Origin of the sequence: Citrobacter sp. RHBSTW-00887 (assembly GCF_013728095.1) — a bacterium.
Taxonomy (GTDB): Bacteria; Pseudomonadota; Gammaproteobacteria; order Enterobacterales; family Enterobacteriaceae; genus Citrobacter; species Citrobacter braakii.
This window is the reverse complement of sequence record NZ_CP056267.1, coordinates 3,416,644-3,441,520: the sequence shown is the minus strand read 5'-3', so window position 1 is coordinate 3,441,520 and position 24,877 is coordinate 3,416,644. Positions and strand designations below refer to the sequence as shown.

21 protein-coding genes are annotated in these 24,877 nt (G+C 52.3%); 10 read left to right on the top strand and 11 right to left on the bottom strand.

The window, feature by feature from the left end; genetic code table 11:
* Nucleotides 1-161: 161 nt before the first annotated feature.
* Nucleotides 162-1,364 (bottom strand): nicotinate phosphoribosyltransferase, encoded by a 1,203-nt coding sequence (gene pncB, locus HV314_RS16540; RefSeq protein WP_131381025.1) that lies wholly within the window; start codon nucleotides 1,362-1,364, stop codon nucleotides 162-164.
* Nucleotides 1,365-1,629: 265 nt separating this feature from the next.
* Here pncB and pepN point away from each other — a divergent pair, with 265 nt between their 5' ends.
* Nucleotides 1,630-4,242, top strand: coding sequence for an aminopeptidase N (pepN, locus tag HV314_RS16535; RefSeq protein ID WP_181546190.1), 2,613 nt, complete (start codon nucleotides 1,630-1,632; stop codon nucleotides 4,240-4,242).
* A 103-nt stretch (nucleotides 4,243-4,345) separates the two neighbouring features.
* On the opposite strand, the gene ssuB is transcribed toward pepN, so the two are convergent.
* From ssuB to ssuE, 5 genes are read right to left on the bottom strand one after another with little or no spacing between them, the layout of a single operon-like run.
* The gene (gene ssuB / locus HV314_RS16530; RefSeq protein WP_016152467.1) at nucleotides 4,346-5,113 is read right to left on the bottom strand and encodes an aliphatic sulfonates ABC transporter ATP-binding protein; all 768 of its coding nucleotides are present in this window, start codon (nucleotides 5,111-5,113) and stop codon (nucleotides 4,346-4,348) included.
* Nucleotides 5,110-5,901, bottom strand: a complete 792-nt coding sequence (gene ssuC / locus HV314_RS16525; RefSeq protein WP_016156130.1) for an aliphatic sulfonate ABC transporter permease SsuC — start codon at nucleotides 5,899-5,901, stop codon at nucleotides 5,110-5,112. The genes ssuB and ssuC overlap by 4 nt, the downstream gene beginning before the upstream one ends.
* An 11-nt stretch (nucleotides 5,902-5,912) precedes the next feature.
* Nucleotides 5,913-7,058 carry an FMNH2-dependent alkanesulfonate monooxygenase gene (ssuD, locus tag HV314_RS16520; protein WP_103766100.1) on the bottom strand — a complete coding sequence of 382 codons (1,146 nt, stop codon included), beginning with the start codon at nucleotides 7,056-7,058 and terminating at the stop codon, nucleotides 5,913-5,915.
* Nucleotides 7,055-8,029, bottom strand: coding sequence for a sulfonate ABC transporter substrate-binding protein (locus HV314_RS16515; protein ID WP_016156132.1), 975 nt, complete (start codon nucleotides 8,027-8,029; stop codon nucleotides 7,055-7,057). The genes ssuD and HV314_RS16515 overlap by 4 nt, the downstream gene beginning before the upstream one ends.
* Complete coding sequence (gene ssuE, locus HV314_RS16510; RefSeq protein WP_181546188.1) at nucleotides 8,022-8,597, bottom strand: NADPH-dependent FMN reductase; 576 nt, start codon at nucleotides 8,595-8,597, stop codon at nucleotides 8,022-8,024. Before ssuE ends, HV314_RS16515 begins: the two co-directional genes overlap by 8 nt.
* A 242-nt stretch (nucleotides 8,598-8,839) precedes the next feature.
* Between ssuE and pyrD the strand changes: the two genes are divergently transcribed.
* A complete protein-coding gene (pyrD, locus tag HV314_RS16505; RefSeq protein ID WP_016152472.1) occupies nucleotides 8,840-9,850 on the top strand; it encodes a quinone-dependent dihydroorotate dehydrogenase in 1,011 nt (336 codons plus the stop codon).
* A gap of 165 nt (nucleotides 9,851-10,015) precedes the next feature.
* The gene (gene zapC / locus HV314_RS16500; protein ID WP_016152473.1) at nucleotides 10,016-10,558 is read left to right on the top strand and encodes a cell division protein ZapC; all 543 of its coding nucleotides are present in this window, start codon (nucleotides 10,016-10,018) and stop codon (nucleotides 10,556-10,558) included.
* Here zapC and HV314_RS16495 read toward each other — a convergent pair.
* Nucleotides 10,555-11,661 carry a YcbX family protein gene (locus tag HV314_RS16495; RefSeq protein ID WP_181546185.1) on the bottom strand — a complete coding sequence of 369 codons (1,107 nt, stop codon included), beginning with the start codon at nucleotides 11,659-11,661 and terminating at the stop codon, nucleotides 10,555-10,557. The genes zapC and HV314_RS16495 overlap by 4 nt on opposite strands.
* Before the next feature lie 98 nt (nucleotides 11,662-11,759).
* On the opposite strand from HV314_RS16495, the gene rlmKL reads away from it, so the two are divergent.
* From rlmKL to rmf, 6 genes are all read left to right on the top strand, one after another.
* Nucleotides 11,760-13,868, top strand: a complete 2,109-nt coding sequence (gene rlmKL, locus HV314_RS16490) for a bifunctional 23S rRNA (guanine(2069)-N(7))-methyltransferase RlmK/23S rRNA (guanine(2445)-N(2))-methyltransferase RlmL (RefSeq protein WP_181546183.1) — start codon at nucleotides 11,760-11,762, stop codon at nucleotides 13,866-13,868.
* A gap of 12 nt (nucleotides 13,869-13,880) precedes the next feature.
* On the top strand, nucleotides 13,881-15,788 hold the full coding sequence (locus HV314_RS16485) for an ABC transporter ATP-binding protein (protein ID WP_016152476.1): 1,908 nt from the start codon (nucleotides 13,881-13,883) through the stop codon (nucleotides 15,786-15,788).
* Between the two features lie 15 nt (nucleotides 15,789-15,803).
* Complete coding sequence (gene pqiA / locus HV314_RS16480) at nucleotides 15,804-17,051, top strand: membrane integrity-associated transporter subunit PqiA (RefSeq protein ID WP_016152477.1); 1,248 nt, start codon at nucleotides 15,804-15,806, stop codon at nucleotides 17,049-17,051.
* Between the two features lie 4 nt (nucleotides 17,052-17,055).
* Entirely contained in the window at nucleotides 17,056-18,696 is a 1,641-nt protein-coding gene (pqiB, locus tag HV314_RS16475; RefSeq protein ID WP_003836843.1) for an intermembrane transport protein PqiB, read from the top strand.
* Nucleotides 18,693-19,256 carry a membrane integrity-associated transporter subunit PqiC gene (gene pqiC / locus HV314_RS16470; protein WP_016152478.1) on the top strand — a complete coding sequence of 188 codons (564 nt, stop codon included), beginning with the start codon at nucleotides 18,693-18,695 and terminating at the stop codon, nucleotides 19,254-19,256. The genes pqiB and pqiC overlap by 4 nt, the downstream gene beginning before the upstream one ends.
* A gap of 257 nt (nucleotides 19,257-19,513) precedes the next feature.
* Nucleotides 19,514-19,681, top strand: a complete 168-nt coding sequence (gene rmf / locus HV314_RS16465; RefSeq protein ID WP_003035871.1) for a ribosome modulation factor — start codon at nucleotides 19,514-19,516, stop codon at nucleotides 19,679-19,681.
* A gap of 107 nt (nucleotides 19,682-19,788) precedes the next feature.
* On the opposite strand, the gene fabA is transcribed toward rmf, so the two are convergent.
* Together fabA and HV314_RS16455 are read right to left on the bottom strand one after the other, a co-directional pair.
* Nucleotides 19,789-20,307: a bifunctional 3-hydroxydecanoyl-ACP dehydratase/trans-2-decenoyl-ACP isomerase gene (fabA, locus tag HV314_RS16460; RefSeq protein ID WP_003035875.1), complete on the bottom strand. Its 519-nt coding sequence runs from the start codon at nucleotides 20,305-20,307 to the stop codon at nucleotides 19,789-19,791.
* 68 nt (nucleotides 20,308-20,375) lie between these two features.
* Nucleotides 20,376-22,136: an AAA family ATPase gene (locus tag HV314_RS16455; protein WP_016156136.1), complete on the bottom strand. Its 1,761-nt coding sequence runs from the start codon at nucleotides 22,134-22,136 to the stop codon at nucleotides 20,376-20,378.
* Between the two features lie 185 nt (nucleotides 22,137-22,321).
* Here HV314_RS16455 and matP point away from each other — a divergent pair, with 185 nt between their 5' ends.
* On the top strand, nucleotides 22,322-22,774 hold the full coding sequence (matP, locus tag HV314_RS16450) for a macrodomain Ter protein MatP (protein ID WP_016152480.1): 453 nt from the start codon (nucleotides 22,322-22,324) through the stop codon (nucleotides 22,772-22,774).
* Nucleotides 22,775-22,872: 98 nt separating this feature from the next.
* Here the strand turns inward: matP and ompA are convergent, their stop codons facing one another.
* Nucleotides 22,873-23,931, bottom strand: coding sequence for a porin OmpA (gene ompA / locus HV314_RS16445; protein WP_065554532.1), 1,059 nt, complete (start codon nucleotides 23,929-23,931; stop codon nucleotides 22,873-22,875).
* A gap of 357 nt (nucleotides 23,932-24,288) precedes the next feature.
* Nucleotides 24,289-24,798 (bottom strand): SOS-induced cell division inhibitor SulA, encoded by a 510-nt coding sequence (sulA, locus tag HV314_RS16440; RefSeq protein WP_019076414.1) that lies wholly within the window; start codon nucleotides 24,796-24,798, stop codon nucleotides 24,289-24,291.
* Between the last annotated feature and the right edge of the window lie 79 nt (nucleotides 24,799-24,877).

Sequence of the window (24,877 nt, the reverse complement as noted above, 5' to 3'; positions counted from 1 at the left end):
TTCTCTCTGTTAATAGTCGGATATATAAACACATGTCCACCCGTAATGGGGGGATACCTATGTTACCTGGCATCTGCAATCAGACAAGCAGAATTCGTAGCTGGAGTGAAAGATTTCGGAAATTAGCGTGAAAAGGGAGCCAAACTGGCTCCCTGGAAGGTTTAACTGGCTTTTTTAATATGCGGCAAATCGAAGGCTTTGCGTAGCGCGCGCACGAACGCTTTATCGTGGCAGATGGTTTTACCCGGGCTATCAGATAACTTCGCCACAGGTTTGCCGTTACATTCCACCAGCTTGATTACAATATTGAGCGGCTTAACCTGGGGAATATTACAGGTTAAACGTGTGCCAATACCAAAACTCAACTGCACACGAGAAGAGAAGTGGCGGTAGAGCTCAATCGCTTTTTTCAAATCGAGGTTATCTGAAAACACCAGCGTTTTGCTCAGCGGATCAATGCCCAGTTTTTGATAATGGGCGATGGCTTTTTCACCCCATTCCACCGGGTCGCCTGAGTCATGGCGTAAACCCTGATAGCGGGTCGCAAACTCGACGCCAAAGTCGCGTAAAAACGCATCCATGGTGATGCAATCGGTCAGCGCAATGCCGAGTTGGTCAGGATATTCATTTAACCAGGCGGCCAGGGCAACGCGCTGGCTGGTGGCAAGCTCAGGGCTGATTTGCTGATGAGCCTGGAACCATTCATGCGCCTGCGTGCCCATTGGGGTTAATGACAGGCGGCGGGCCAGATCGTAGTTACTGGTGCCGACAAACCAGGGCTCTCGCTGCAGGCGTTTAACAATAGCCTGCTGTACTTCGCGTGAAAAACGACGACGCGTACCGAAATCCATCAGATGGAAGCGGGACATATCGACATCTTTCGTTAAAGCAGAGAATTCTACTAGTTTGCTTTCCAGCTCATCGAGTGCCTGCGGGACGCCTGATTCGGGCGAACGGTAACGGTGTACCATCTCGCTGATAACCGCTAGCAGCGGGACTTCCCACATGATCACTTCACGCCACGGCCCGGTTAAGCGGATGTTCAGCTTACCGTTATCATTGGTGACGCAAACCTGTTCCGGGTTATAGCGGAAATCACGTAACCAGGTGAGGTAATCAGCTTTAAAGAAAGGCAGGCCGGAGAGCCACTGGTACTCGTCCTCCTGCAGTCGCAGGTGTTGCATAGCATTCACCTGCTCACGAATAGAATCGGCATAAATACCGAGCAGGTCATCACCACGGCAACGAAATTCAGCCGCTACTTGTACATCATAGTAGTGGTGAAAAACGGCTTGCTGCATATGCAACTTATAAGCGTCTGTATCCAGCAGCGAGTGCAGAACAGGAGAAGCGAATTGTGTCATAGGTGCGCAGTAGCATCCTCTCACGGGAGCGTTTAGTACAATAAACAACTAAGAAAACCGCTGGAGTATACCTTGTTTAGCGATTTATTGAACCCCGATCACACCATAAGCTGTCTTTCTGGTCGAGGGCAATTCGTGCCGCGTGTTATAAAAATGTAGCAAAAAGGGTGTTTGTGCCTGAAAAGATGAACATTCTGCGTAGCGCGATTTACGCAACAGGAATAGACTGAAGCCGAGACTCTACCAAAGATGCTAAAGGTTTTTTATGACACAACAGCCACAAGCCAAATACCGTCACGACTATCGTGCGTCGGATTACCACATTACTGATATTGACTTGACCTTTGACCTGGATGCTGAAAAAACCGTGGTCACCGCCGTGAGCCAGGCTGTCCGTCATGGCGCGTCCGATGCGCCCCTGCGCCTGAATGGTGAAGATCTGACCCTGGTGTCGATCCACGTGAACGACGAGCCATGGGCAGAGTATAAAGAAGAAGAGGGCGCTCTGGTCATCAGTCAACTGCCGGAACGTTTTACGCTGCGTATCGTGAATGAAATTAGCCCGGCGGCCAATACCGCGCTGGAAGGACTGTACAAGTCCGGCGACGCGCTGTGCACCCAGTGTGAAGCGGAAGGGTTCCGCCATATTACTTGGTATCTCGACAGGCCGGATGTCCTGGCGCGTTTTACCACCAAAATTATCGCCGATAAAACCCAATATCCGTTCCTGCTCTCCAACGGTAACCGCGTGGCGCAGGGGGAACTGGAAAATGGTCGTCACTGGGTACAGTGGCAGGATCCGTTCCCGAAACCGTGTTATCTGTTTGCGCTGGTAGCCGGTGATTTCGACGTCCTGCGCGACACCTTTACCACCCGTTCCGGGCGTGAAGTGGCGCTGGAACTGTACGTCGATCGCGGCAACCTGGACCGCGCGCCGTGGGCGATGACCTCACTGAAAAACTCCATGAAATGGGATGAAGAGCGCTTTGGCCTCGAATATGACCTCGACATTTATATGATTGTCGCGGTCGATTTCTTCAACATGGGGGCGATGGAGAATAAAGGTCTGAACATCTTTAACTCCAAATATGTGCTGGCACGTACCGATACCGCCACCGACAAAGACTACCTCGATATTGAGCGCGTCATCGGTCACGAATATTTCCACAACTGGACCGGCAACCGCGTGACCTGTCGCGACTGGTTCCAGTTGAGCCTGAAAGAGGGGCTAACCGTGTTCCGCGATCAGGAGTTCAGTTCCGATCTCGGCTCACGCGCGGTAAACAGGATCAGCAATGTACGCACCATGCGCGGCCTGCAGTTTGCCGAAGATGCCAGCCCAATGGCGCATCCTATCCGTCCGGATATGGTCATTGAAATGAACAACTTCTATACCCTGACCGTGTACGAAAAGGGCGCTGAAGTTATTCGTATGATCCACACCCTGCTCGGTGAGGCTAACTTCCAGAAAGGGATGCAGTTGTACTTTGAGCGTCATGACGGCAGCGCTGCAACCTGTGATGATTTCGTGCAGGCGATGGAAGATGCGTCCAACGTCGATCTATCGCATTTCCGCCGCTGGTACAGTCAGTCCGGTACGCCGATTCTGACCGTGCGTGATGACTACAATCCATCCACTGAGCAGTACACGCTGACTATCAGCCAGCGCACGCCGGCCACGCCGGATCAGGCCGAAAAACAGCCGCTGCATATTCCTTTCGCCCTCGAGTTGTATGACAACGAAGGGAAAGTGATCCCGCTGCAAAAAGGCGGGCACCCGGTGAATTCCGTACTCAATGTCACTCAGGCTGAGCAGACGTTTGTCTTCGATAACGTCTACTTCCAGCCGGTTCCGGCACTGCTGTGCGAATTTTCCGCACCGGTAAAACTGGAATACAAATGGAGCGATCAGCAACTGACTTTCTTGATGCGTCATGCGCGTAACGATTTCTCTCGTTGGGACGCGGCGCAAAGCTTGCTGGCGACCTATATTAAGCTCAACGTAGCCCGCCATCAGCAGGGACAGCCGCTGTCGCTGCCGGTACACGTGGCCGATGCATTCCGGGCGATTTTGCTGGATGAGAAAATCGATCCGGCACTGGCGGCAGAGATTCTGACGCTGCCTTCGGTGAATGAAATTGCTGAACTGTTCGACATCATCGATCCGGTGGCGATAACGGAAGTACGTGAAGCGTTAACTCGCACGCTGGCGGCCGAACTGGCGGATGAATTCCTCGCCATCTATAACGCTAACCATCTTGATGAGTACCGCGTTGAACATGCCGATATTGGCAAGCGTACGCTACGTAATGCCTGCCTGCGTTTCCTGGCCTTTGGCGAAACCCATCTGGCCGACACGCTGGTCAGCAAGCAGTACCGTGAAGCAAACAATATGACCGATGCGCTGGCGGCGCTGTCCGCGGCAGTCGCGGCGCAACTGCCTTGCCGCGACACGCTAATGCAGGAATATGACGATAAGTGGCATCATGACGGTCTGGTGATGGACAAATGGTTTATCCTGCAATCCACCAGCCCGGCGAGAAACGTGCTGGAAACGGTACGTGGCTTACTGAAGCACCGTTCCTTCAGTATGAGTAACCCGAACCGAATCCGATCTCTGATTGGTGCCTTTGCGGGCAGCAACCCGGCGGCATTCCATGCGGAAGATGGCAGTGGCTATCAGTTCCTGGTCGACATGCTGACTGAACTCAATAGCCGTAACCCGCAGGTGGCGTCACGTCTGATTGAGCCGCTGATTCGCTTAAAACGTTATGATGCAAAACGTCAGACGCAGATGCGCGCGGCGCTGGAACAGCTGAAAGGTCTGGAGAATCTCTCCGGCGATCTGTTCGAGAAGGTAACCAAAGCGTTAGCCTGAAACGTTGACCTGTCGTTTTGTAAGCCGGATTAGGCGGTAACGCCGCTATCCGGCAAAAGGCCCGGTGGCGCTTGCGCTTACTGGGCCTGATTTTTCTGAATGCTTATCCATGACGGCGGATCGGCTGTTCCGTTTCGCTACGCTGCATTACCCGGTTCAACACTTCTGCTTCCAACTCTGCCAGACGCACCGAACCAATCCGGCGTGGTCGCGCAATATCCACCGTTAAATCCAGTCCGATTTTTCCATCTTCAATAAGCAACACGCGATCGGCCATTGCCACCGCTTCACTGACGTCATGGGTGACCAGCAGTACGGTAAAGCCGTGCTCTTGCCATAAAGAGACAATCAGCTCCTGCATTTCAAGGCGGGTTAAGGCATCCAGCGCACCGAGGGGTTCATCCAGCAACAGCAGACCGGGACGATGAATTAATGCCCGCGCCAGGGCCACGCGCTGTTTTTGTCCACCGGACAGGGCAGCAGGCCATTCCTGAGCACGATTCTCCAGCCCAACTGCGGCCAGCGCGTCCCGGGCCGCATCGCGCCAGTGACCTTTCAGACCCAGACCCACATTATCGATAACCGTCTTCCAGGGTAGCAGACGCGCATCCTGAAACATCATTCGCGTATCCTCCTGAATTTCTGCCAGCGGGGTGGTTCCGGCAAGTAATGCACCTGAGGTGGGAGACTCCAGCCCAGCCAGCAGACGCAGCAACGTGCTTTTACCTCCTCCGCTGCGGCCAACCACGGCAACAAACTGTCCGGCCTGAATATGCAAATCTAACTGATTGAGCACCGTATTGGCGGCGTATTGTTTCGTCACGGCACTCAGTAAAAGCGGCGTGCCTTGGTTCAGGCGAGCGGTATTCATACGGTAGCCTCCTTCACATGGTAAGCCGGGTTCCAGCGCAGCCAGATCCGCTCCAGCCATTGGGCGCTGACGTCGGCAAGTTTGCCGAGCAGGGCGTAGAGAATAATGGCCACCACGACCACATCGGTTTGCAGAAATTCGCGGGCGTTCATTGCCAGGTAACCAATGCCGGCATTGGCTGAAATGGTTTCCGCGACAATAAGCGTCAACCACATCAGTCCGAGAGCAAAACGCACGCCAACCATAATCGAGGGCAGGGCGCCGGGGAGGATCACATGAATGAACAGTGAAAATCCAGACAGCCCATAGCTGCGAGCCATCTCTACCAGACCGCGATCGATATTGCGGATCCCATGCCAGGTGTTGATGTAAATCGGAAAAAGCGTGCCCAGCGCGACGAGAAAGATCTTGGCGGATTCATCAATGCCGAACCACAAAATCACCAGTGGGATCAGCGCCAGATGCGGTACGTTACGCAGCATCTGCACCGAAGTATCCAGCAGGCGTTCTCCCCACCGCGAAAGACCGCTAATCAGTCCCAGCGTCAGGCCAATTGATCCGCCGATGGAGAAGCCTACCAGCGCGCGCCAGGAGCTGATCGCCAGATGCTGCCAAAGCTCGCCGCTGGCGGAAAGCGTCCAGAAGGCTTCGACAACGCCCTCCGGAGAGGGCAGGATGCGGGTGGACAACCAGCCCATTGATGATGCGAGCTGCCAGAGCGCGACCAACCCAACCGGTAAAAACCAGGGCGCGAGGCGCAGTAACCACCTGTTTTTCGGCGTTGCCATCAGCAGGCTCCTTAGCTTTGCGCGATTTTGCGTGGGATAAATTCGTTTGCCACCGCTTCGCCTTGTTGATGCTGGCGCTGCGGCTGTGGAATTTCTGGTATAGCGACATCCAGATGTGGGAACAGCAGCTCGCCAACCTTGTATGCCTCTTCCAGATGTGGATACCCGGACAACACAAAACTGTCGATTCCCAGTGCGGCATACTCGTTGATACGCGCCGCGACCGTCGGACCATCTCCGACCAGCGCGGTACCCGCGCCACCGCGCACCAGTCCTACTCCTGCCCACAGGTTTGGGCTGATTTCCAGTTTGTCGCGTTTACCGTTGTGCAGTGCAGCCATTCGCTGCTGACCAACCGAATCCGTTCTTGAGAAGGCGGCCTGGGCTTTGGCAATGGTGTCGTCATCCAGATGGGCTATCAGACGATCCGCTGCCTGCCACGCCTCTTGCGTTGTCTCCCGGACGATCACATGCAGACGAATACCAAAGCGGATCTTGCGCCCGAGCGCCGCCGCTTTGGCCCGCACCTGTTCAATCTTCTCTTTCACCTGTTCAGGCGGCTCGCCCCAGGTCAGATAGAGATCAACCTGCTCGGCAGCAAGATCTTGTGCGACATCAGACGAACCGCCGAAATAAAGCGGTGGCCGGGGTTGTTGTACAGGAGGGAAAAACAGTTTCGCGCCGCGGACATGAATGTGTTTGCCGTTGAAATCCACGGTTTCACCTTGCAGCAAACGCCGCCAGACCTGAGTGAATTCAGCAGAGGCTTCATAGCGCTCGGTGTGATCAAGGAACACGCCGTCACCCGCCAGCTCCTGTGGATCGCTGCCGGTTACCAGGTTGAATAACGCCCGGCCGTTAGAGAGTCTGTCGAGCGTCGCCGCCTGGCGGGCGGCGACCGTCGGCGAGGTTACGCTTGGACGAAGCGCGACCAGAAACTTTAATCGCTGGGTGACTGGGATCATCGACGCTGCGATCAGCCAGGCATCTTCACAGGAGCGACCGGTTGGGATCAGAACGCCAGTAAATCCCAGACGATCGGCTGTTTGCGCAATTTGTTGCAAATAACCGTGATCGACCGGGCGCGAACCTTCTTCCGTCCCCAGATAATGACCGTCACCGTGGGTGGGTAAAAACCAGAACATGTTCAGACTCATAATTTTTCTCCTGCCTGCTGAGTGGGTTGCCAGATACGCTGGCGAATATCGATTTTTTTCGGCACCAGACGGTTGTCATAAAACAGATCCGCGGTTTGTTGTTGTAGGGCGGCAACAGAGGCGCTGACGGGCGTAATGGTGGTTGGCGGACGGTGATCCAGATAAGACGCAATTACCGGCTCGGGCAGGCCCATGGTTTTAGCCAGCAGAGTAATGCTTTGCTGGCGTTGGCTGAGAGTTAACGCATCCGCCTGGCTAAAGGTATCCAGTACGCCAAGAACAAAAGCGCTATTTTTTTCGGCATAAGGACGTGCAGCGAGATAAAACGAACCGGTCTGCTTGAGGTCTGAGCCGTCTTTCAGCACGCGCACATCACCTTGCAGTAATGCGGCCGAATAGTAGGGATCCCAGATAGCCCACGCATCGACGTTTCCTTGCTGGAAGGCCGCTCGCGCATCGGCGGGGGTCAGATAAGTCGGTTGAATATCGGTAAATTTCAACCCTGCCTGTTGCAGCGCCCGGAGCAGTAAATTGTGGGCGCTGGAACCTTTCTGGAAGGCGACTTTATGCCCTTTGAGCTGCGCAACGCTCTGGATCGGGCTATTTTTCGGCACCAGAATCACTTCGGCTTTCGGTTTGGGTGGTTCGACGCCCACATAAACCAGATCGGCTCCGGCGGCCTGGGCGAAAATTGGCGGAATGTCACCGGTACTGCCGAGATCGATACTGCCGATATTGAGTGCTTCCAGCATTTGCGGTCCAGCCGGGAACTCAATCCACGAGATTTTGGTCTGTGGGTAACGTTTCTCCAGTAGCTGATGACTTTTTGCCAGCACCATGCTGACGCTTCCTTTCTGGTAGCCAATGCGCAGGGCATCCGGAGCCGATTCTGCGGCATGCGCCAAGGATGACAGGGACAGCAGCCCGGTTAATGCCAGCCATGGGGTGTGACGCTTGAGCAGATTAAGCATGGGCGGCACCTCGCAGGGCGTTCAGTTGCGGGAGTTGGAGATCGCGACGATGCAACGCCAGCCAGAAAGTGTCGAGCGCACTGTCCAGGCGCTGCTGCAGGTTGGGCGTAAACTGCGGTTTATGCTGATAGTCGATGACCTGTGAATCATCGGCAAACACGCCGTGCAGGATCTCCTGAGCCTTTAACGCGCTCAGCACCGGTTTCAGCGCGTAATCGACGGCCAGTAAATGCGCCACGCTGCCGCCGGTCGCCAGCGGCAAAACTACTTTTCCGTCCAGCGCCCGCTCGGGGAGCAGATCGAGCAGCGTTTTCAGTGCGCCAGAGTAAGCTGCTTTGTAGACCGGCGTTGCGACAATCAGCCCGTCAGCATCCTGTAGTTGTTCGATAAATGTCTTCAGCGCCGGACCGTCAAAACGGGCATAGATCAGGTCTTCCGGGGCAAAGTTGTGCAGGTTCCAGTGAAAGACTTCGACATCCTGGCCGTTCAATTTTTCTCGGGCATATTCCAGCAACGCGCTGGAGCGAGAGGGAAAGCGTGGGCTTCCCGCCAGAGTAATGACGCGCATAATGTTATTCTCCCCTTATAACCAATTGTTTGCTTTTGATTAACATTGATAACAATTTGTGCAGTCTGGCAGAGAGACTTTGTTTATCGAAATGATTTATACGGGATAGAAAAGTTGAAAAATGAATAAAAAGGAGGAAGCAGGAAAACGATTGCTATTTATTGCCGCAGGTCAATTCCCTTTTTGCTCGCGATCGCACATAATACGCCCCCGGTTTGCACACCGGGAATCCAGGAGAGTTCATGTACTACCCCTTCGTTCGTAAAGCCCTTTTCCAGCTCGATCCAGAGCGCGCTCATGAATTGACATTCCAGCAATTACGTCGCATTACCGGCACGCCGCTCGAAGCGCTTGTCCGCCAGAAAGTACCCGCAAAACCGGTTACCTGTATGGGGCTGACGTTTAAAAATCCACTCGGGCTTGCTGCCGGACTGGATAAAGACGGGGAGTGCATTGATGCGCTCGGCGCGATGGGATTTGGTTCCATTGAGATTGGTACCGTGACGCCGCGTCCTCAGCCGGGTAATGATAAACCACGTCTGTTTCGTCTGGTCGATGCAGAAGGTTTGATCAACCGCATGGGGTTTAATAACCTGGGGGTTGATAACCTGGTTGAGAACGTCAAAAAATCGCATTTTGACGGTATTCTGGGGATTAATATTGGTAAGAATAAAGATACTCCGGTAGAGAACGGCAAAGATGACTATCTGATTTGTATGGAAAAAGTCTATGCTTATGCTGGTTATATCGCGATTAATATCTCTTCACCGAATACGCCGGGATTACGTACGCTGCAATATGGTGAGGCGCTGGATGATCTTCTGACGGCAATTAAAAATAAGCAAAATGATCTGCAAGCGATCCACCATAAATATGTTCCAGTTGCGGTTAAGATCGCCCCGGATCTTTCTGTGGAAGAACTGATCCAGGTTGCTGATAGTTTAGTTCGTCATAATATTGATGGCGTAATTGCGACTAACACCACTCTCGATCGTTCTCTCGTTCAGGGAATGAAAAATTGCGATCAAATGGGCGGCCTGAGCGGTCGACCTTTACAATTAAAAAGTACAGAAATTATTCGCCAGTTGTCTCAGGAATTAAAAGGTCAGCTGCCGATTATTGGGGTTGGTGGTATCGACTCAGTAATCGCCGCGCGTGAGAAAATAGCTGCCGGTGCTTCTTTGGTACAGATTTATTCGGGCTTTATTTTTAAAGGCCCACCGTTGATTAAAGAAATCGTCACCAATATCTGAATGCTACCTTAATCACAATCCAGGGCTTTATTTCTGGCCCTGGTTGTTTTATATTCCTTTACTGTTGCTTATTTAAACATTCTGAGCTTTTATTATTAAGGCAATAAACGAAGCGGCAAAAGGATACTGTCGTAATGGTGATGATTAAGGAAAGGAGAGAAACTGATGCGAATTAAACCCGACGATAACTGGCGCTGGTATTATGATGAAGAGCACGATCGTATGATGCTCGATTTGGCCAATGGCATGTTATTCCGTTCGCGTTTTGCTCGTAAAATGCTCACTCCAGATGCATTTTCTCCGTCGGGTTTTTGTGTTGATGACGCCGCGCTTTATTTTTCCTTTGAAGAAAAATGTCGCTACCTGGATTTAGCCAAAGAGCAAAAGGCGGAACTGGTGCTTAATGCGCTGGTGGCGATTCGTTACCTTAAACCGCAAATGCCAAAAAGCTGGCACTTTGTCGCACACGGTATTAACTGGTCGCCAGTCGTGGGGGATGCTGCTTGTGTGGATTTAAGCGATACGGATGAACAGGTAAACCTGTTAGTGGTTGAACCGGGTGAAAATGCCGCGCTTTGTCTGCTTGCACAACCTGGTGTGGTTATTGCCGGGCGAACAATGCAACTTGGCGACGCGATTAAAATAATGAATGACCGACTGAAACCGCAGGTTATTGCCGACAGTTTCAGCCTTGAACAGGCGGTTTAACTCTCCAGCCTGATTGTCGTTTTGGGAACGCAACTGCAGCACAGAATCGTCCCGTCATCCCCAATCGCTGATTTTTTCAGCGGACTAACTTCGCCTTCCAACAGTCGAATTCGACAGCATCCGCAAATTCCTGCCCGGCATGAATAGGGCACCCTGATACCCTGGTTTTCCAGCTGTTCAAGCAATACCTGCTGATTATTTCCGCGAAAGGTCTGTCCCTGCCAGTCAATAAGTACCGTGGCATCGGGTTGTTGTTCCAGTGCGGTATCATCTGGCTCCGCCGCACCGTAAGCTCTGGCGGGACCGGTTGCCAAAATCTCTACCTCATCGCCGACGCGAATAACGCCACTGTTGCGTGCGATAAGATTCTGGCCGAAATCAACGTCGCCGTTATCCACCGCTGTCCGGAAGGTTTGCAGCGTGGCGAGCGGCTCGCCAGACGGATGTTTCTGGCCTTTTTCTGGGCTAACGGTAGTGAAAATGCAGCGGCTACAGGGTTTTGCCACATCAAAAATGACGTCGCCAATGCGAATCACTTTCCAGGTGTCTTCTGCCCAGGCATCAGCCCCCGAAACCACCAGATTGGGGCGAAACTGTTCCATTTTGACGCTTGCCGGACAGCGATGTTGCACATCGCGCAGAGATGCTTCGTTGGCCAGCAGGTAGGGATAACCATCGGCAAAGGACAAAGGAACATCAGCGTGGCGCTTCACCCGGCGTGTCAGTTGCGGACCCACCCAGCGCAACTGCACGTCACGGGAGAAAAAGCCGCTCAGCCACAGGTTGATAGCCGCTGGCGCAATACGCGCGGTAAAATGGTTTCCCCACACTTCAGTCGGCGCATCCTGGGTGGCGAAGTCTGCGAATCGCACGAGCGCGCTGCTGCCGTCTGGAGCCGTGAGATGAAGTCCATCGTGGAAAGGGGAAGGGGTAAAGCGGACCATTTGCGGGAACTGTCGGGCGGTAATGAACGTCCCGTCGGGTTCGGTAATCATAAATATACGATCCAAGGCGAGACCGCTCACGTCTGCCAGGGCGTGCGTGAGTCCAATTCCACGCATTGATTTAACCGGATGAATAAAAAGTCGGGTCAACGTTACCACTGCACAGCCCCTTGAACGAAAATAAGCCTTCAACTTTATGACATACAGCCCATATTAGCTATAATGCGCAGCAATTTTCTAGGAGTAAAAGTGACATTATGAATTCTCTGTTTGCCAGTACGGCCCGCGGGCTGGAAGAGCTGTTAAAAACTGAACTGGAAAACCTCGGCGCGCTGGAGTGTCAGGTCGTTCAGGGTGGGGTCCATTTTAAGGGCGACACGCGGCTTGTTTACCAGAGCCTGATGTGGAGCCGCCTGGCCTCGCGCATTATCCTGCCGATGGGAGAGTGCAAGGTCTACAGCGATCTTGATCTGTACCTCGGCGTTCAGGCAATCGACTGGACAGAGATATTTAATTCTGGTGCTACGTTTGCCGTCCATTTTAGCGGCCTGAACGAGACCATTCGTAACAGCCAGTACGGCGCGTTGAAGGTCAAGGATGCGATTGTCGATGCCTTTACCCGCAAAAATCTGCCGCGTCCGAATGTGGATCGTGAATCTCCGGATCTGCGAATCAATGTCTGGTTGAACAAAGATACCGCCAGCATTGCGCTCGATCTGAGCGGTGACGGTTTGCATCAGCGCGGTTATCGCGATCGCGCGGGTCAGGCGCCGATTAAAGAGACGCTGGCCGCCGCTATTGTTATGCGTTCTGGCTGGCAGCCGGGCACACCGTTACTCGATCCGATGTGCGGCTCCGGCACGCTGCTGATTGAAGCGGCGATGTGGGCAACCGATCGCGCGCCGGGCCTGCACCGCGGGTACTGGGGCTTTAGCGGTTGGGCACAGCACGATGAAGCCGTCTGGCAAGAGGTTAAAGCCGAAGCTCAGGTGCGTGCGCGTAAGGGGCTTGCTGACTATACTTCGCACTTCTATGGCTCCGACAACGATGCGCGCGTGATTGAAAAAGCGCGTAGTAACGCCCGTCGCGCAGGTATTGCCGATCTGATGACATTTGACGTTAAAGATGTCGCCAAACTGAGTAATCCACTGCCGAAGGGACCGTATGGTACGGTGATCAGTAACCCGCCCTACGGCGAACGTCTGGATAGCGAACCGGCGCTGATTGCCCTGCATAGCTTGCTGGGCCGTACGATGAAAAACCAGTTTGGCGGCTGGAATTTGTCGCTGTTCAGCGCCTCTCCGGATTTGCTCAGCAGCCTGCAATTGCGTGCTGATAAGCAGTTCAAAGCGAAAAACGGTCCGCTGGATTGCGTACAGAAAAACTATCACGTTGCAGAGACCACTGCGGACAGCAAGCCAGCCACGGTCGCGGAAGATTATGCCAACCGCCTGCGCAAGAATATCAAGAAGCTGGAAAAATGGGCGCGTCAGGAAGGAATTGAATGCTATCGCCTGTATGATGCTGACCTGCCGGAATACAACGTTGCAGTGGACCGTTACGGTGAGTGGGTCGTGGTTCAGGAATATGCTCCGCCGAAGACGGTCGATGCACAAAAAGCACGTCAACGCTTGTTCGATATCATTGCCGCAACGCTGTCGGTCCTGGAAATCGCGCCAAATAAACTGGTGCTGAAAACCCGTGAGCGGCAGAAAGGGAAGAACCAGTATCAGAAGATGAATGAGAAGGGTGAATTCATTGAGGTAAGCGAGTACAACGCGCGCCTGTGGGTCAACCTGACAGACTATCTTGATACCGGTTTGTTCCTCGATCACCGTATTGCGCGCCGCATGCTGGGCCAGATGAGTAAAGGTAAGGATTTCCTTAACCTGTTCTCCTACACCGGCAGTGCCAGCGTTCATGCTGGGCTGGGCGGTGCGCGTAGCACCACGACGGTTGATATGTCGCGTACCTACCTGGAGTGGGCTGAGCGTAACCTGCGCCTGAACGGCCTGAGTGGTCGCGCTCACCGTTTAATTCAGGCCGATTGCCTGGGCTGGCTGCGCGATGCCAATGAACAGTTTGATCTGATTTTCATCGATCCGCCGACGTTCTCTAACTCAAAACGTATGGAAGACTCTTTTGATGTACAGCGCGATCATCTGGCGCTGATGAAAGATCTGAAACGTCTGCTGCGTAAAGACGGCACGATCATGTTCTCCAACAACAAGCGTGGGTTCCGTATGGATCTCGACGGTCTGGCTGAACTGGGATTAAAAGCACAAGAAATCACCCAAAAAACGCTTTCCCAGGATTTTGCCCGTAACCGCCAGATCCACAATTGCTGGCTGATTACCGCAGCCTGAAAGGATAAATAAATGTCATTGATCAGTATGCATGGTGCATGGCTGTCGTTCAGCGATGCGCCGCTTCTTGATAATGCAGAACTGCATATCGAAGATAACGAACGCGTCTGTCTGGTTGGCCGTAATGGCGCAGGTAAGTCGACGCTGATGAAGATCCTCAACCGTGAACAGGGTCTTGACGACGGGCGTATTATTTATGAGCAGGACCTGGTTGTGGCGCGTCTGCAGCAGGATCCGCCGCGTAATGTTGAGGGCAGCGTCTATGACTTCGTTGCCGAAGGTATTGAGGAACAGGCTGAATATCTGAAGCGTTATCACGATATTTCGCGCCTGGTGATGACCGATCCCAGCGACAGAAACCTGAATGAAATGGCGCGGGTTCAGGAAATGCTCGATCACCACAATCTGTGGCAGCTCGAAAGCCGCATTAATGAAGTGCTGGCGCAACTGGGACTGGATCCTAACGCCGCGCTTTCTTCGCTTTCGGGCGGCTGGCTGCGTAAGGCGGCGCTGGGCCGCGCGTTAGTGAGCAACCCGCGCGTACTGCTGCTGGATGAACCAACTAACCACCTGGATATTGAAACTATCGACTGGCTGGAAGGGTTCCTGAAATCCTTCAATGGGACAATTATTTTCATTTCCCACGACCGTTCATTTATTCGCAATATGGCGACGCGTATTGTCGATCTCGACCGCGGCAAGCTGGTGACCTATCCGGGGAACTACGATCAGTATCTGCTGGATAAAGAAGAAGCGCTGCGGGTGGAAGATCTCCAAAACGCGGAATTTGATCGCAAGCTGGCTCAGGAAGAAGTCTGGATCCGTCAGGGCATCAAAGCGCGTCGTACCCGTAATGAAGGCCGCGTGCGGGCACTGAAAGCCATGCGTCGCGAGCGTGGCGAACGTCGCGAAGTGATGGGCACGGCGAAGATGCAGGTCGAAGAGGCGAGCCGTTCTGGCAAGATTGTCTTCGAAATGGAGAATGTTGATTACCAGGTTGATGGAAAGCAACTGGTAAAAGATTTCTCCGCGCAGGTGCAACGTAGCGACAAGATTGCGCTAATTGGACCTAACGGCTGCGGTAAAACAACGCTGCTGAAGCTGATGTTAGGTCAGCTTCAGGCTGACAGCGGACGCATTCACGTCGGCACGAAGCTGGAAGTGGCGTATTTCGATCAGCACCGCGCCGAACTGGATCCGGATAAAACCGTGATGGACAACCTTGCTGAGGGTAAGCAAGAGGTGCTGGTTAACGGTAAACCTCGCCATGTGCTGGGCTATCTCCAGGATTTCCTGTTCCATCCGAAACGGGCGATGACGCCAGTACGTGCGCTCTCTGGTGGGGAACGCAATCGCCTACTGCTGGCGCGTCTTTTTCTCAAACCCAGTAATCTTTTGATTCTCGATGAACCAACGAACGATCTGGACGTCGAAACGCTGGAACTGCTTGAAGAGCTGATTGATAGCTACCAGGGCACCGTGCTGTTGGTGAGCCACGACCGTCAGTTTGTGGATAATACCGTAACCGAATGCTGGATCTTCGAAGGCGGCGGTAAGATTGGTCGTTATGTCGGCGGTTATCATGATGCGCGCAGCCAGCAATCGCAGTATGTGGCGTTTAAACAGCCAGTTGCGAAAAAAACAGAGGAAACCGTTGCTCCTAAAGCAGAAATTGTCAAACGCAGCACGAGCAAACTAAGCTATAAACTGCAGCGCGAACTGGAGCTGCTCCCCGCGCTGCTTGAAGAACTGGAAGCTAAACTGGAAGCATTACAAGCTCAGGTAGCTGACGCCGCTTTTTTCAGTCAGCCGCATGAGCAAACGCAACAGGTATTAGCTAATCTGAACGAAGCTGAACAAGAACTTGAGCAAGCCTTTGAGCGCTGGGAGTATCTTGAGTCTTTGAAGAACGGCGCATAATTTAAAGGAGCACATATGTGCGAACATCACCATGCCGCGAAGCATATTCTGTGCTCGCAGTGTGACATGCTGGTGGCGTTACCTCGCCTTGAGCATGGTCAGAAAGCGGCATGTCCACGATGTGGCACTACGTTAACGGTTGAGTGGGACGCGCCACGGCAGCGTCCTACCGCCTATGTGTTAGCAGCATTATTTATGCTGCTTTTGTCAAACCTCTTTCCCTTTGTGAATATGAATGTTGCGGGGGTGAGCAGCGAAGTGACGCTGCTGCAAATCCCCAGCGTTCTCTTTTCGGAAGATTACGCCAGCCTCGGTACCTTCTTTATCTTATTCGTTCAGTTGGTTCCCGCTTTTTGCTTGTTGACCATTTTGCTGTTGGTGAATCGGGTTCATATGCCTGAGCGGCTTAAAACATGGCTGGCGCGTATTTTGTTTCAGTTAAAAAGCTGGGGAATGGCAGAAATTTTCCTCGCGGGCGTGCTGGTGAGCTTTGTTAAGCTGATGGCCTACGGCGATATCGGTGTGGGCAGCAGCTTCATCCCGTGGTGCATGTTTTGTATGCTCCAGTTGCGGGCTTTTCAGTGTGTGGATCGCCGTTGGCTGTGGGATGATATTGCCCCTATGCCAGCCATTAAGCAGGAATTAAAGCCTGGTGTGCCCGGCATCCGACAAGGGTTGCGTTCCTGTTCCTGCTGCACCGCTATTCTTCCGGCAGACGAGCTGGTATGCCCACGCTGTCAGACGAAAGGTTATGTGCGACGTAAAAACAGTCTGCAATGGACATTGGCATTACTGTTTACGTCGATCATGCTTTATCTTCCTGCCAATATTCTGCCGATCATGATCACCGATCTGCTCGGGTCAAAGCTGCCTTCAACGATACTCGAGGGCGTGGTTTTAATCTGGAGCGAAGGTTCTTACCCGGTGGCTGCGGTTATCTTTATCGCCAGTATTATGGTGCCGACGTTGAAGATGATCGCCATTGCCTGGCTGTGTTGGGATGCCAAAGGGCACGGCAAACGCGACAGTGAACGAATGCATTTAATTTACGAGGTTGTAGAATTTGTCGGTCGCTGGTCAATGATCGACGTTTTTGTAATTGCCGTACTCTCTGCGCTGGTGCGCATGGGAGGGTTAATGAACATTTATCCTGCAATGGGTGCTTTGATGTTTGCTTTAGTCGTCATTATGACAATGTTTTCTGCGATGACATTTGATCCCCGTCTGTCGTGGGACCGTGAACCAGATCATGAGGAGTCCTGACAGCATGGAATCTAAAAGTGGGGAAGCCAAAGTGCAAAAGGTAAAAAACTGGTCGCCCGTGTGGATATTCCCTATAGTCACTGCCCTCATTGGCGCGTGGGTCCTGTTTTATCACTACAGTCATCAGGGGCCACAAGTCACGCTGATTACCACCAATGCCGAAGGTATTGAAGGGGGCAAAACGACGATTAAGAGCCGCAGCGTGGATGTCGGCATCGTCGAGAGCGCAACCCTGACTGATGATTTGACTCATGTGGAAATTAAAGCTCGTCTTAACTCCGGAATGGAAAAGCTGCTGCATAAAGATTCTGTCTTTTGGGTGGTGAAGCCGCAGGTTGGACGTGAAGGTATCAGTGGGCTCGGCACGCTATTGTCCGGGGCTTATATTGAACTGCAGCCAGGCAATAAAGGCAGCAAGCTGGAAAATTACCAACTGCTGGATTCACCGCCGCTGGCGCCGCCAGATGCGAAAGGGATCCGTGTGATTCTGGACAGCAAAAAAGCCGGTCAGCTGAGCCCGGGCGACCCGGTTCTGTTCCGTGGTTATCGTGTAGGTTCGGTTGAAACCAGCACATTTGATGCGCAAAAGCGTACGATTAGCTATCAGCTATTTATCAATGCGCCTAACGATCGTCTGGTGACCAGCAATGTGCGTTTCTGGAAGGACAGTGGGATCGCCGTGGATCTTACTTCGGCAGGTATGCGCGTGGAAATGGGATCTCTCTCCACGCTGTTTGGCGGTGGCGTAAGTTTTGATGTGCCAGAAGGGTTGGAACAAGGCGAACCGGTCGCACAACAGTCTGCGTTTAATCTTTATGACGACCAAAAAAGTATTCAGGATTCACTGTATACCGATCATATTGATTACCTGATGTTCTTTAAAGATTCAATTCGTGGCCTGCAGCCTGGCGCGCCACTGGAATTCCGTGGCATCCGTTTGGGTACGGTAAGCAAAGTACCGTTCTTCTCACCGAATATGCGTCAGGTCTTCAACAATGATTACCGCATTCCGGTGCTGGTACGTATCGAACCAGAACGTCTGAAGGCACAGCTGGGAGAAGATACTGATGTTGGCGCTCATCTGGCAGAATTGCTTAAACGCGGCTTACGGGCATCGCTGAAAACCGGGAACCTGGTGACTGGCGCTCTGTATGTCGATCTCGACTTCTACCCGAAAGAACCGCCGATTACCGGTGTACGCGAATTTAACGGTTATCAAATTATTCCGACCGTGAGCGGTGGTCTGGCGCAGATCCAGCAGCGACTGATGGAAGCGCTGGATAAGATTAACAATCTGCCGTTGAACCCGATGATTGAGCAGGCGACCAATACGTTGTCGGAAAGCCAGCGTACGATGAAGCATCTGCAAACCACGCTGGACAACATGAATAAGATCACGTCCAGTCAGTCGATGCAGGATCTTCCGGCGGATATGCAGAACACGCTGCGCGAACTGAACCGTAGTATGCAGGGCTTCCAGCCGGGGTCCGCCGCCTACAACAAGATGGTGGCGGATATGCAGCGTCTTGATCAGGTACTGCGAGAACTGCAACCGGTACTGAAAACGTTGAACGATAAGAGCAATGCGCTGGTATTTGAAGCGAAGGACAAAAAAGATCCAGAGCCGAAGAGGGCGAAACAATGAAAAAGTGGCTAGTGGCGATGATGGCGGTCTGGTTGACGTCATGCAGCTCCAGCGGAGAAAATAAAAGCTATTACCAGCTTCCTATCGCGCAAGGGGGCGTACAGAGCTCAGCTAACCAGGGTAACCGTCTGCTGTGGGTTGAACAGATTGCGGTCCCGGACTATCTGGCGGGTAATGGGGTGGTTTACCAGACCAGCGATGTGCAATATGTGATAGCGAATAATAATCTCTGGGCCAGCCCATTAGATCAGCAATTGCGCAATACCCTGGTTACGAACCTCAGTATGCAGTTGCCTGGCTGGGTTGTCGCTTCGCAGCCGCTGGGAAGCACTCAGGACACGTTGAACGTTACCGTGACCGGCTTCCACGGTCGGTACGATGGTAAGGTCATCGTGAGCGGTGAATGGCTGCTGAATCACCAGGGGCAGTTGATCAAGCGTCCATTCCACATCGAAGCTGTACAGACTAAAGACGGCTATGATGAGATGGTGAAGGTTCTGGCCAACGCCTGGAGCCAGGAAGCGACGGCAATGGCTCAAGAGCTGAAACGCATCCCTTAAGCTTAAATAATTGTAAATTATGCCGCCCCTGGTTCATTGCCCGGGGCGGTTTTTTTTATTTTTTTAGCTGTGGAGATAGCTGTTCTGACAGACTATTTTTGTACAAATGATTTTGCGGGTAGCTCACAAATATGACACTGGCGTGAATTTTGCGCATTGACGAGCCTGATGTTTAGGGGTATTCGTTTTAGTGTGATTGCACACTTAGTAATCACTGTTTTCTTTTCCACCAGACCCAAAGATGAGGGAAACGAGGCATGAAGAGACAAAAACGAGATCGCCTGGAACGGGCACATCAACGTGGATATCAGGCCGGCATTGCCGGACGCTCAAAAGAAATGTGTCCCTATCAGACGCTGAATCAGAGGTCATACTGGCTGGGAGGCTGGCGAGAAGCCATGGGGGATAGGGTTTTAATGGCCTGATTCTGTCTCTTTAGATAAAAGAAACCTCCGCAGAGCGGAGGTTTCGCCTTTTTGCCCACCAGACAAGACGAATAAACGTTAATGTCTGGCTGCTACGCTGACCGGGATTAGAACGCGGAAGTGTCCTGGAACAGACCCACTTTCAGATCGTTTGCGGTATAGATCAGACGACCATCAACCAGCACTTCACCATCAGCCAGGCCCATGATCAGGCGACGATTAACGATGCGTTTGAAGTGAATGCGGTAAGTCACTTTCTTCGCAGTCGGCAGAACCTGGCCGGTGAATTTAACTTCGCCTACGCCCAGCGCGCGGCCTTTACCTTCGCCGCCCAGCCAGCCGAGATAGAATCCAACCAGCTGCCACATGGCATCCAGACCCAGGCAGCCCGGCATCACCGGATCGCCGATAAAGTGGCATCCGAAGAACCACAGGTCCGGGTTGATATCCAGTTCAGCTTCAACATAACCTTTGTCAAAGTTGCCGCCGGTTTCGGTCATCTTGATGACACGGTCCATCATCAGCATGCTTGGTGCAGGCAGTTGTGGCCCTTTTGCGCCAAACAGCTCACCGCGACCAGAGGCAAGAAGGTCTTCTTTTGTATAGGATTCGCGTTTATCTACCATGTTCTCTGTAAGCCTTATTTTATTGAAGCACGCAGGATAGCTAACACGTGTACGCTGAACAAGTCCGATCAGTTCGGAATAATCCAGTTCAGCCAACGTAGCGGCCAGGGAAAACGATGACGACCTTCCTGCTGCGTTGCCGTAGCAATACGCTCCTGGATAGTTTGCATCAGCGTTGTCTGGCCTTCACCATCCCACACCAGATTTAATAACAGTGGCAGCGCATCGGTCACGTCGTCCACCGCCCAGATAGTGAATTTTTCTTCTTCTACGGCCTGTAGCAGAGCGGGCTGCAGGCTCAGGTGTCTGACATTCGCTGAAGGAATGATAACGCCCTGTGTGCCTGTCAGCTCACGCTGCTGACAGATGGCGAAGAAGCCTTCAATTTTCTCGTTCAAACCACCAACAGGTTGTGCCCGACCAAACTGATCGACAGAACCGGTAATGGCGATGCTTTGATTAACAGGAACGTCGGCGAGGGCGCTAATCAATGCGCAAAGTTCTGCCATGGACGCGCTGTCGCCGTCCACTTCGCTGTAGGATTGCTCAAAGGTCAGCGAGGCAGAGAAGGGGATTTGCTGTTCAAGCTGGAGTTCCGACATCAGGAACGCCTGCATAATCATCATACCCTTCGCATGAATATTTCCGCCAAGCTCGGCTTTGCGCTCAATATCCGTAAATTCGCCGTCGCCAATATGAACCACACAGCTGATACGAGAAGGCTCACCAAACGCGCGGGGGTGACCAGGAAATTCAATCACCGACAGGGCGTTGATTTGGCCAATACGCTCGCCTTCCGTCTCGATCAGGATCTGTTCCTGCAGGATCTCATCCTGCATTCGTTCGGCGAGGAAACCTTCCCGCCATTCACGCTGGGTCAGCATCAGGCTGAACTGCTCAGCGTTGCAGGTTTCGCCCTCGCATAACGGGGCCACTTCTTTGAACTGTCGGGTGATCCACAGCGGGTTAAGCGGCAATGTATCCTGTTCGCCGGTATAACGAACGGCTTCACGGATCAGCACTTGCCAGGCATCAGGGGCCGGGTAGGGCAAATTGTTGCGCGTAGCGGTATGTGTTACCCACTGACACCACTGCGTCATGGTTTCGGCATCCACTATCTGCAGATTATCTTCAAACTCGCTATAAATAGCCTGCTCAGCCAGCTCCGGCTCCATGTCCTGGAAGTCTGCCAGTGATTCACGTTCACCGACTAATACCACTTTGAGTTTAAGCGGCATAGGTGGAACGGAGACGGGCAGCGGGCGAGACTCATCAAAAGCTACCCAGTCAAAACGCTCGTGGCTGACAATGGCTTTCAGGCGCATCCACAGCAGCGGTTGGGCCAGTAGCGTGCGCAACGAAATAACCAGCACACCACCGTTGGCCTGATGCACAAGGCCTGGCTGTAGGGTAATTTCGCCGTTGAACTGACGCAGACAGCCAAACAGTTGTTCGGCTTCAACCCAGTCAGCGCAGACTACCTGGGTTAATGTCGCAAAATTGTCTTCTGCTGTCTCAGCTGTACGATAGCGGATAGTGTGACCGGAGATATCATAATGACCTCCGGTGAGACTTCCGGCATCCGAGTGCAGAGGCCGCGCGGCCTGTGCAATAAGGTTGATGTACTCAAGCTCTTCCGGTGCTTTTACCAGCATGAACGAAGACGTCGTCCAGTGCTGAAGAAGCTGCTCCAGCGCAAATTGTAAACGTGGCTGAGTATCACTAAGTAAGGTATCGGTGTCGTCAGTGACGTGCGGCTGTGCAAATACTTCCTGATAACTATCGGTGTCAGGAACCAGATCACGCCATGCAAGTTTCGTAATGGTCAAAGTTGATGTTTTTTAGTCTGTTGTAAAAAACGAGATTATACCGTAACCATCATCACTGCACACGTGGAAAGCGCTGTGAAACGAATGCGATGACGCGCGACAGTTCACAGGCTGGATATTCTTTTCTTCAGATGCCGAAAAAGCTGATATTCTGATAAGAGTTACACGGTAACATTGAGATCGCAATGAAATATCAACAACTTGAAAACCTTGAAAGCGGCTGGAAATGGAAGTATCTGGTGAAGAAGCATCGTGAGGGGGAATTAATCACCCGTTACGTAGAGGCCAGCGCTGCCGAAGAAGCCGTTGATTTGTTGCTAACCCTCGAAAATGAACCGGTTCGGGTCAATACCTGGATTGAAGAACACATGAACTCTGCGCTGCTAAATCGTATGAAACAAACCATACGGGCGAGGCGTAAGCGGCACTTTAACGCGGAGCATCAGCATACGCGAAAGAAATCTATCGATCTGGAATTTATGGTCTGGCAGCGCTTAGCGGGGCTTGCGCAGCGGCGCGGCAAAACGCTTTCTGAAACCATTGTGCAACTGATTGAAGACGCAGAGCATAAAGAGAAGTACGCGAATAAAATGTCGACATTGAAGCAGGATTTACAGGCGCTGCTGGGAAAAGAATAACCACAGAATGGCTAAATGTGTTGTGTACAGGCGTGCTTTGATTGATAAAAAGTGAAAAAAAAACCCCGCAAAGCGGGGTTTTTTTATAAGACGATAACTTAAGCCTGAGGCTGAGTTACAACGTCTTTGATACCTTTAACTTCGATCTCAACACGACGATCCGGAGCCAGGCAGTCGATCAGTGCAGCGCGAGCTTTCACGTTGTCACAGGTGTTGCCAGTAACCGGGTTGGATTCGCCCATGCCACGTGCAGAGATTTTGTCAGAAGGAATACCTTTAGAGATCAGGTAATCAACAACGGACTGAGCACGTTTCTCGGACAGACCCTGGTTGTAAGCGTCAGAACCGATGCGGTCAGTGAAGCCCAGAACCACTACGGAACCGTCTTTCGGATCCAGGTTGCTCAGCTGGCTGTACATCTGATCCAGAGCCTGCTGGCCTTCTGGTTTCAGAGTTGCTTTGTTGAAGTTGAACAGAACGTCAGACTTCAGAGTGAAGTGTTTGGTCTGTACTTCTGGAGCCGGAGCCGGAGCAACAACTACTGGAGCTGCTTCTTCCTGCTGACCGAAACGGTAGGAAACACCAACGCTCAACAGACCGTTATCCGGACGACCGCCAACGGTGTTCGCGTCACCGATGTTGTTGGTCCACTGGTATTCCAGACGGGTAGCGATTTCAGGAGTAATTGCATACTCTACGCCACCAGCGAATACTGGGGAAACACCAGTGTCGTGGTCTTTGAAGCCTTCGTTGTTTTTAGCGTCTGCACGCCAAACCATACCACCCAGACGGGTATAAACGTCCAGATCGTCAGTGATTGGGTAACCCAGTTTAGCGGTCAGCTGAACGCCCTGAGCTTTGAAAGCGCCGTTTTGATGGGTAGCGTCGGTGTAGCCTTTGTACGGCATACGACCTAACCAGTCGTAACCCATTTCAAAACCAACGTACGGGTTAACCTGATAACCACCGAACGCACCAGCACCCAGTTGGCTTTCGTGGGTAGGACCAGCGTTGTTGATCTGGTTGTTACCAATATCATGGTACTGAGACCAGCCCAGTTTAGCACCAGTGTACCAGGTGTTATCTTTCGGAGCGGCCTGCGCCACGGTAGCGAAACCAGCCAGTGCCACTGCAATTGCGATAGCTGTCTTTTTCATTTTTTGCGCCTCGTTATCATCCAAAATTCGCCATGAATATCTCCGAAGAGAGATAACACGGTTAAATCCTTCACCCGGGGACCAGTTCAATAGTTACTCTACCGATATCTGCGGCTTATGCCGAGCACCCCTGGCGATGTAAAGTCTACAACGTAGTTGAAAACTTACAAGTGTGAAGTCCGTCAGGCATATGAAAAAAAAAGGCTTGTATACACAATATTTAACATTTATAGATGAATAAATGTACTGAAGATTTCCTGAAAACCGCTTCAGACAGGCCCTCAGCCGGAAAACGCGTTACAGCTCAATGGCAAATTAAAGCATGAAAAAAAATTCCAGGATAAATCCTAATTTTACTCAATGATACAAATTCGAGTGAATTTTTAGCCCGGAATGCTGTCTCCCCGCAAGTGACTGAGCGCGAACAGGACGCATGATAAATCCCATCGCATTACCTTCATCTGCCGCTTTTACCAGCTCGGCATGTTCATCTTCGGTTAATTCTTCTGTCAACCAGCCGATGACGACGCTGTAGTTACCCGTGCGCAGCGCACGAACCATCGATTCTAGCGTATTGCAGGGGGAGAGCTGGCTGATTTGCATGACTTTGGTCAATGGAAGCCCGGCCGACTGCACCCACTCACGGCTTAATTTTTGCTGAGGCGTCAGCCACAGCTGCCAGCGTGATTGTTGCCCTAACTGTTGCAGCAGGGGAAGCAGCAGGAGCTGCGTCATCATGGGCTGGTCCTCGCGATAGACCACTTCACTGATAAGCCCAGCGGTAGCGTTCTCTGCTGAAACGCGCGCAATGCTGCTCGATGCGGAAGAGAACGACGAAGAACGATTTGCATAACCTGAAGTGTACATAATCAATCCAGCCCTGTGAGTTACTGTATGGATATACAGTAACCCTGCCATCAATAAAGATCAACCTTATTTTCGGAAA

Excerpts from the sequence above, each read along its gene's own strand:
- pncB (WP_131381025.1), bottom strand. The coding sequence starts at position 1,364 with ATGACACAATTCGCTTCTCCTGTTCTGCACTCGCTGCTGGATACAGAC.
- pepN (WP_181546190.1), top strand. The coding sequence starts at position 1,630 with ATGACACAACAGCCACAAGCCAAATACCGTCACGACTATCGTGCGTCG.
- ssuB (WP_016152467.1), bottom strand. The coding sequence starts at position 5,113 with ATGAATACCGCTCGCCTGAACCAAGGCACGCCGCTTTTACTGAGTGCC.
- ssuC (WP_016156130.1), bottom strand. The coding sequence starts at position 5,901 with ATGGCAACGCCGAAAAACAGGTGGTTACTGCGCCTCGCGCCCTGGTTT.
- ssuD (WP_103766100.1), bottom strand. The coding sequence starts at position 7,058 with ATGAGTCTGAACATGTTCTGGTTTTTACCCACCCACGGTGACGGTCAT.
- HV314_RS16515 (WP_016156132.1), bottom strand. The coding sequence starts at position 8,029 with ATGCTTAATCTGCTCAAGCGTCACACCCCATGGCTGGCATTAACCGGG.
- ssuE (WP_181546188.1), bottom strand. The coding sequence starts at position 8,597 with ATGCGCGTCATTACTCTGGCGGGAAGCCCACGCTTTCCCTCTCGCTCC.
- pyrD (WP_016152472.1), top strand. The coding sequence starts at position 8,840 with ATGTACTACCCCTTCGTTCGTAAAGCCCTTTTCCAGCTCGATCCAGAG.
- zapC (WP_016152473.1), top strand. The coding sequence starts at position 10,016 with ATGCGAATTAAACCCGACGATAACTGGCGCTGGTATTATGATGAAGAG.
- rlmKL (WP_181546183.1), top strand. The coding sequence starts at position 11,760 with ATGAATTCTCTGTTTGCCAGTACGGCCCGCGGGCTGGAAGAGCTGTTA.
- HV314_RS16485 (WP_016152476.1), top strand. The coding sequence starts at position 13,881 with ATGTCATTGATCAGTATGCATGGTGCATGGCTGTCGTTCAGCGATGCG.
- pqiA (WP_016152477.1), top strand. The coding sequence starts at position 15,804 with ATGTGCGAACATCACCATGCCGCGAAGCATATTCTGTGCTCGCAGTGT.
- pqiB (WP_003836843.1), top strand. The coding sequence starts at position 17,056 with ATGGAATCTAAAAGTGGGGAAGCCAAAGTGCAAAAGGTAAAAAACTGG.
- pqiC (WP_016152478.1), top strand. The coding sequence starts at position 18,693 with ATGAAAAAGTGGCTAGTGGCGATGATGGCGGTCTGGTTGACGTCATGC.
- rmf (WP_003035871.1), top strand. The coding sequence starts at position 19,514 with ATGAAGAGACAAAAACGAGATCGCCTGGAACGGGCACATCAACGTGGA.
- fabA (WP_003035875.1), bottom strand. The coding sequence starts at position 20,307 with ATGGTAGATAAACGCGAATCCTATACAAAAGAAGACCTTCTTGCCTCT.
- matP (WP_016152480.1), top strand. The coding sequence starts at position 22,322 with ATGAAATATCAACAACTTGAAAACCTTGAAAGCGGCTGGAAATGGAAG.
- ompA (WP_065554532.1), bottom strand. The coding sequence starts at position 23,931 with ATGAAAAAGACAGCTATCGCAATTGCAGTGGCACTGGCTGGTTTCGCT.
- sulA (WP_019076414.1), bottom strand. The coding sequence starts at position 24,798 with ATGTACACTTCAGGTTATGCAAATCGTTCTTCGTCGTTCTCTTCCGCA.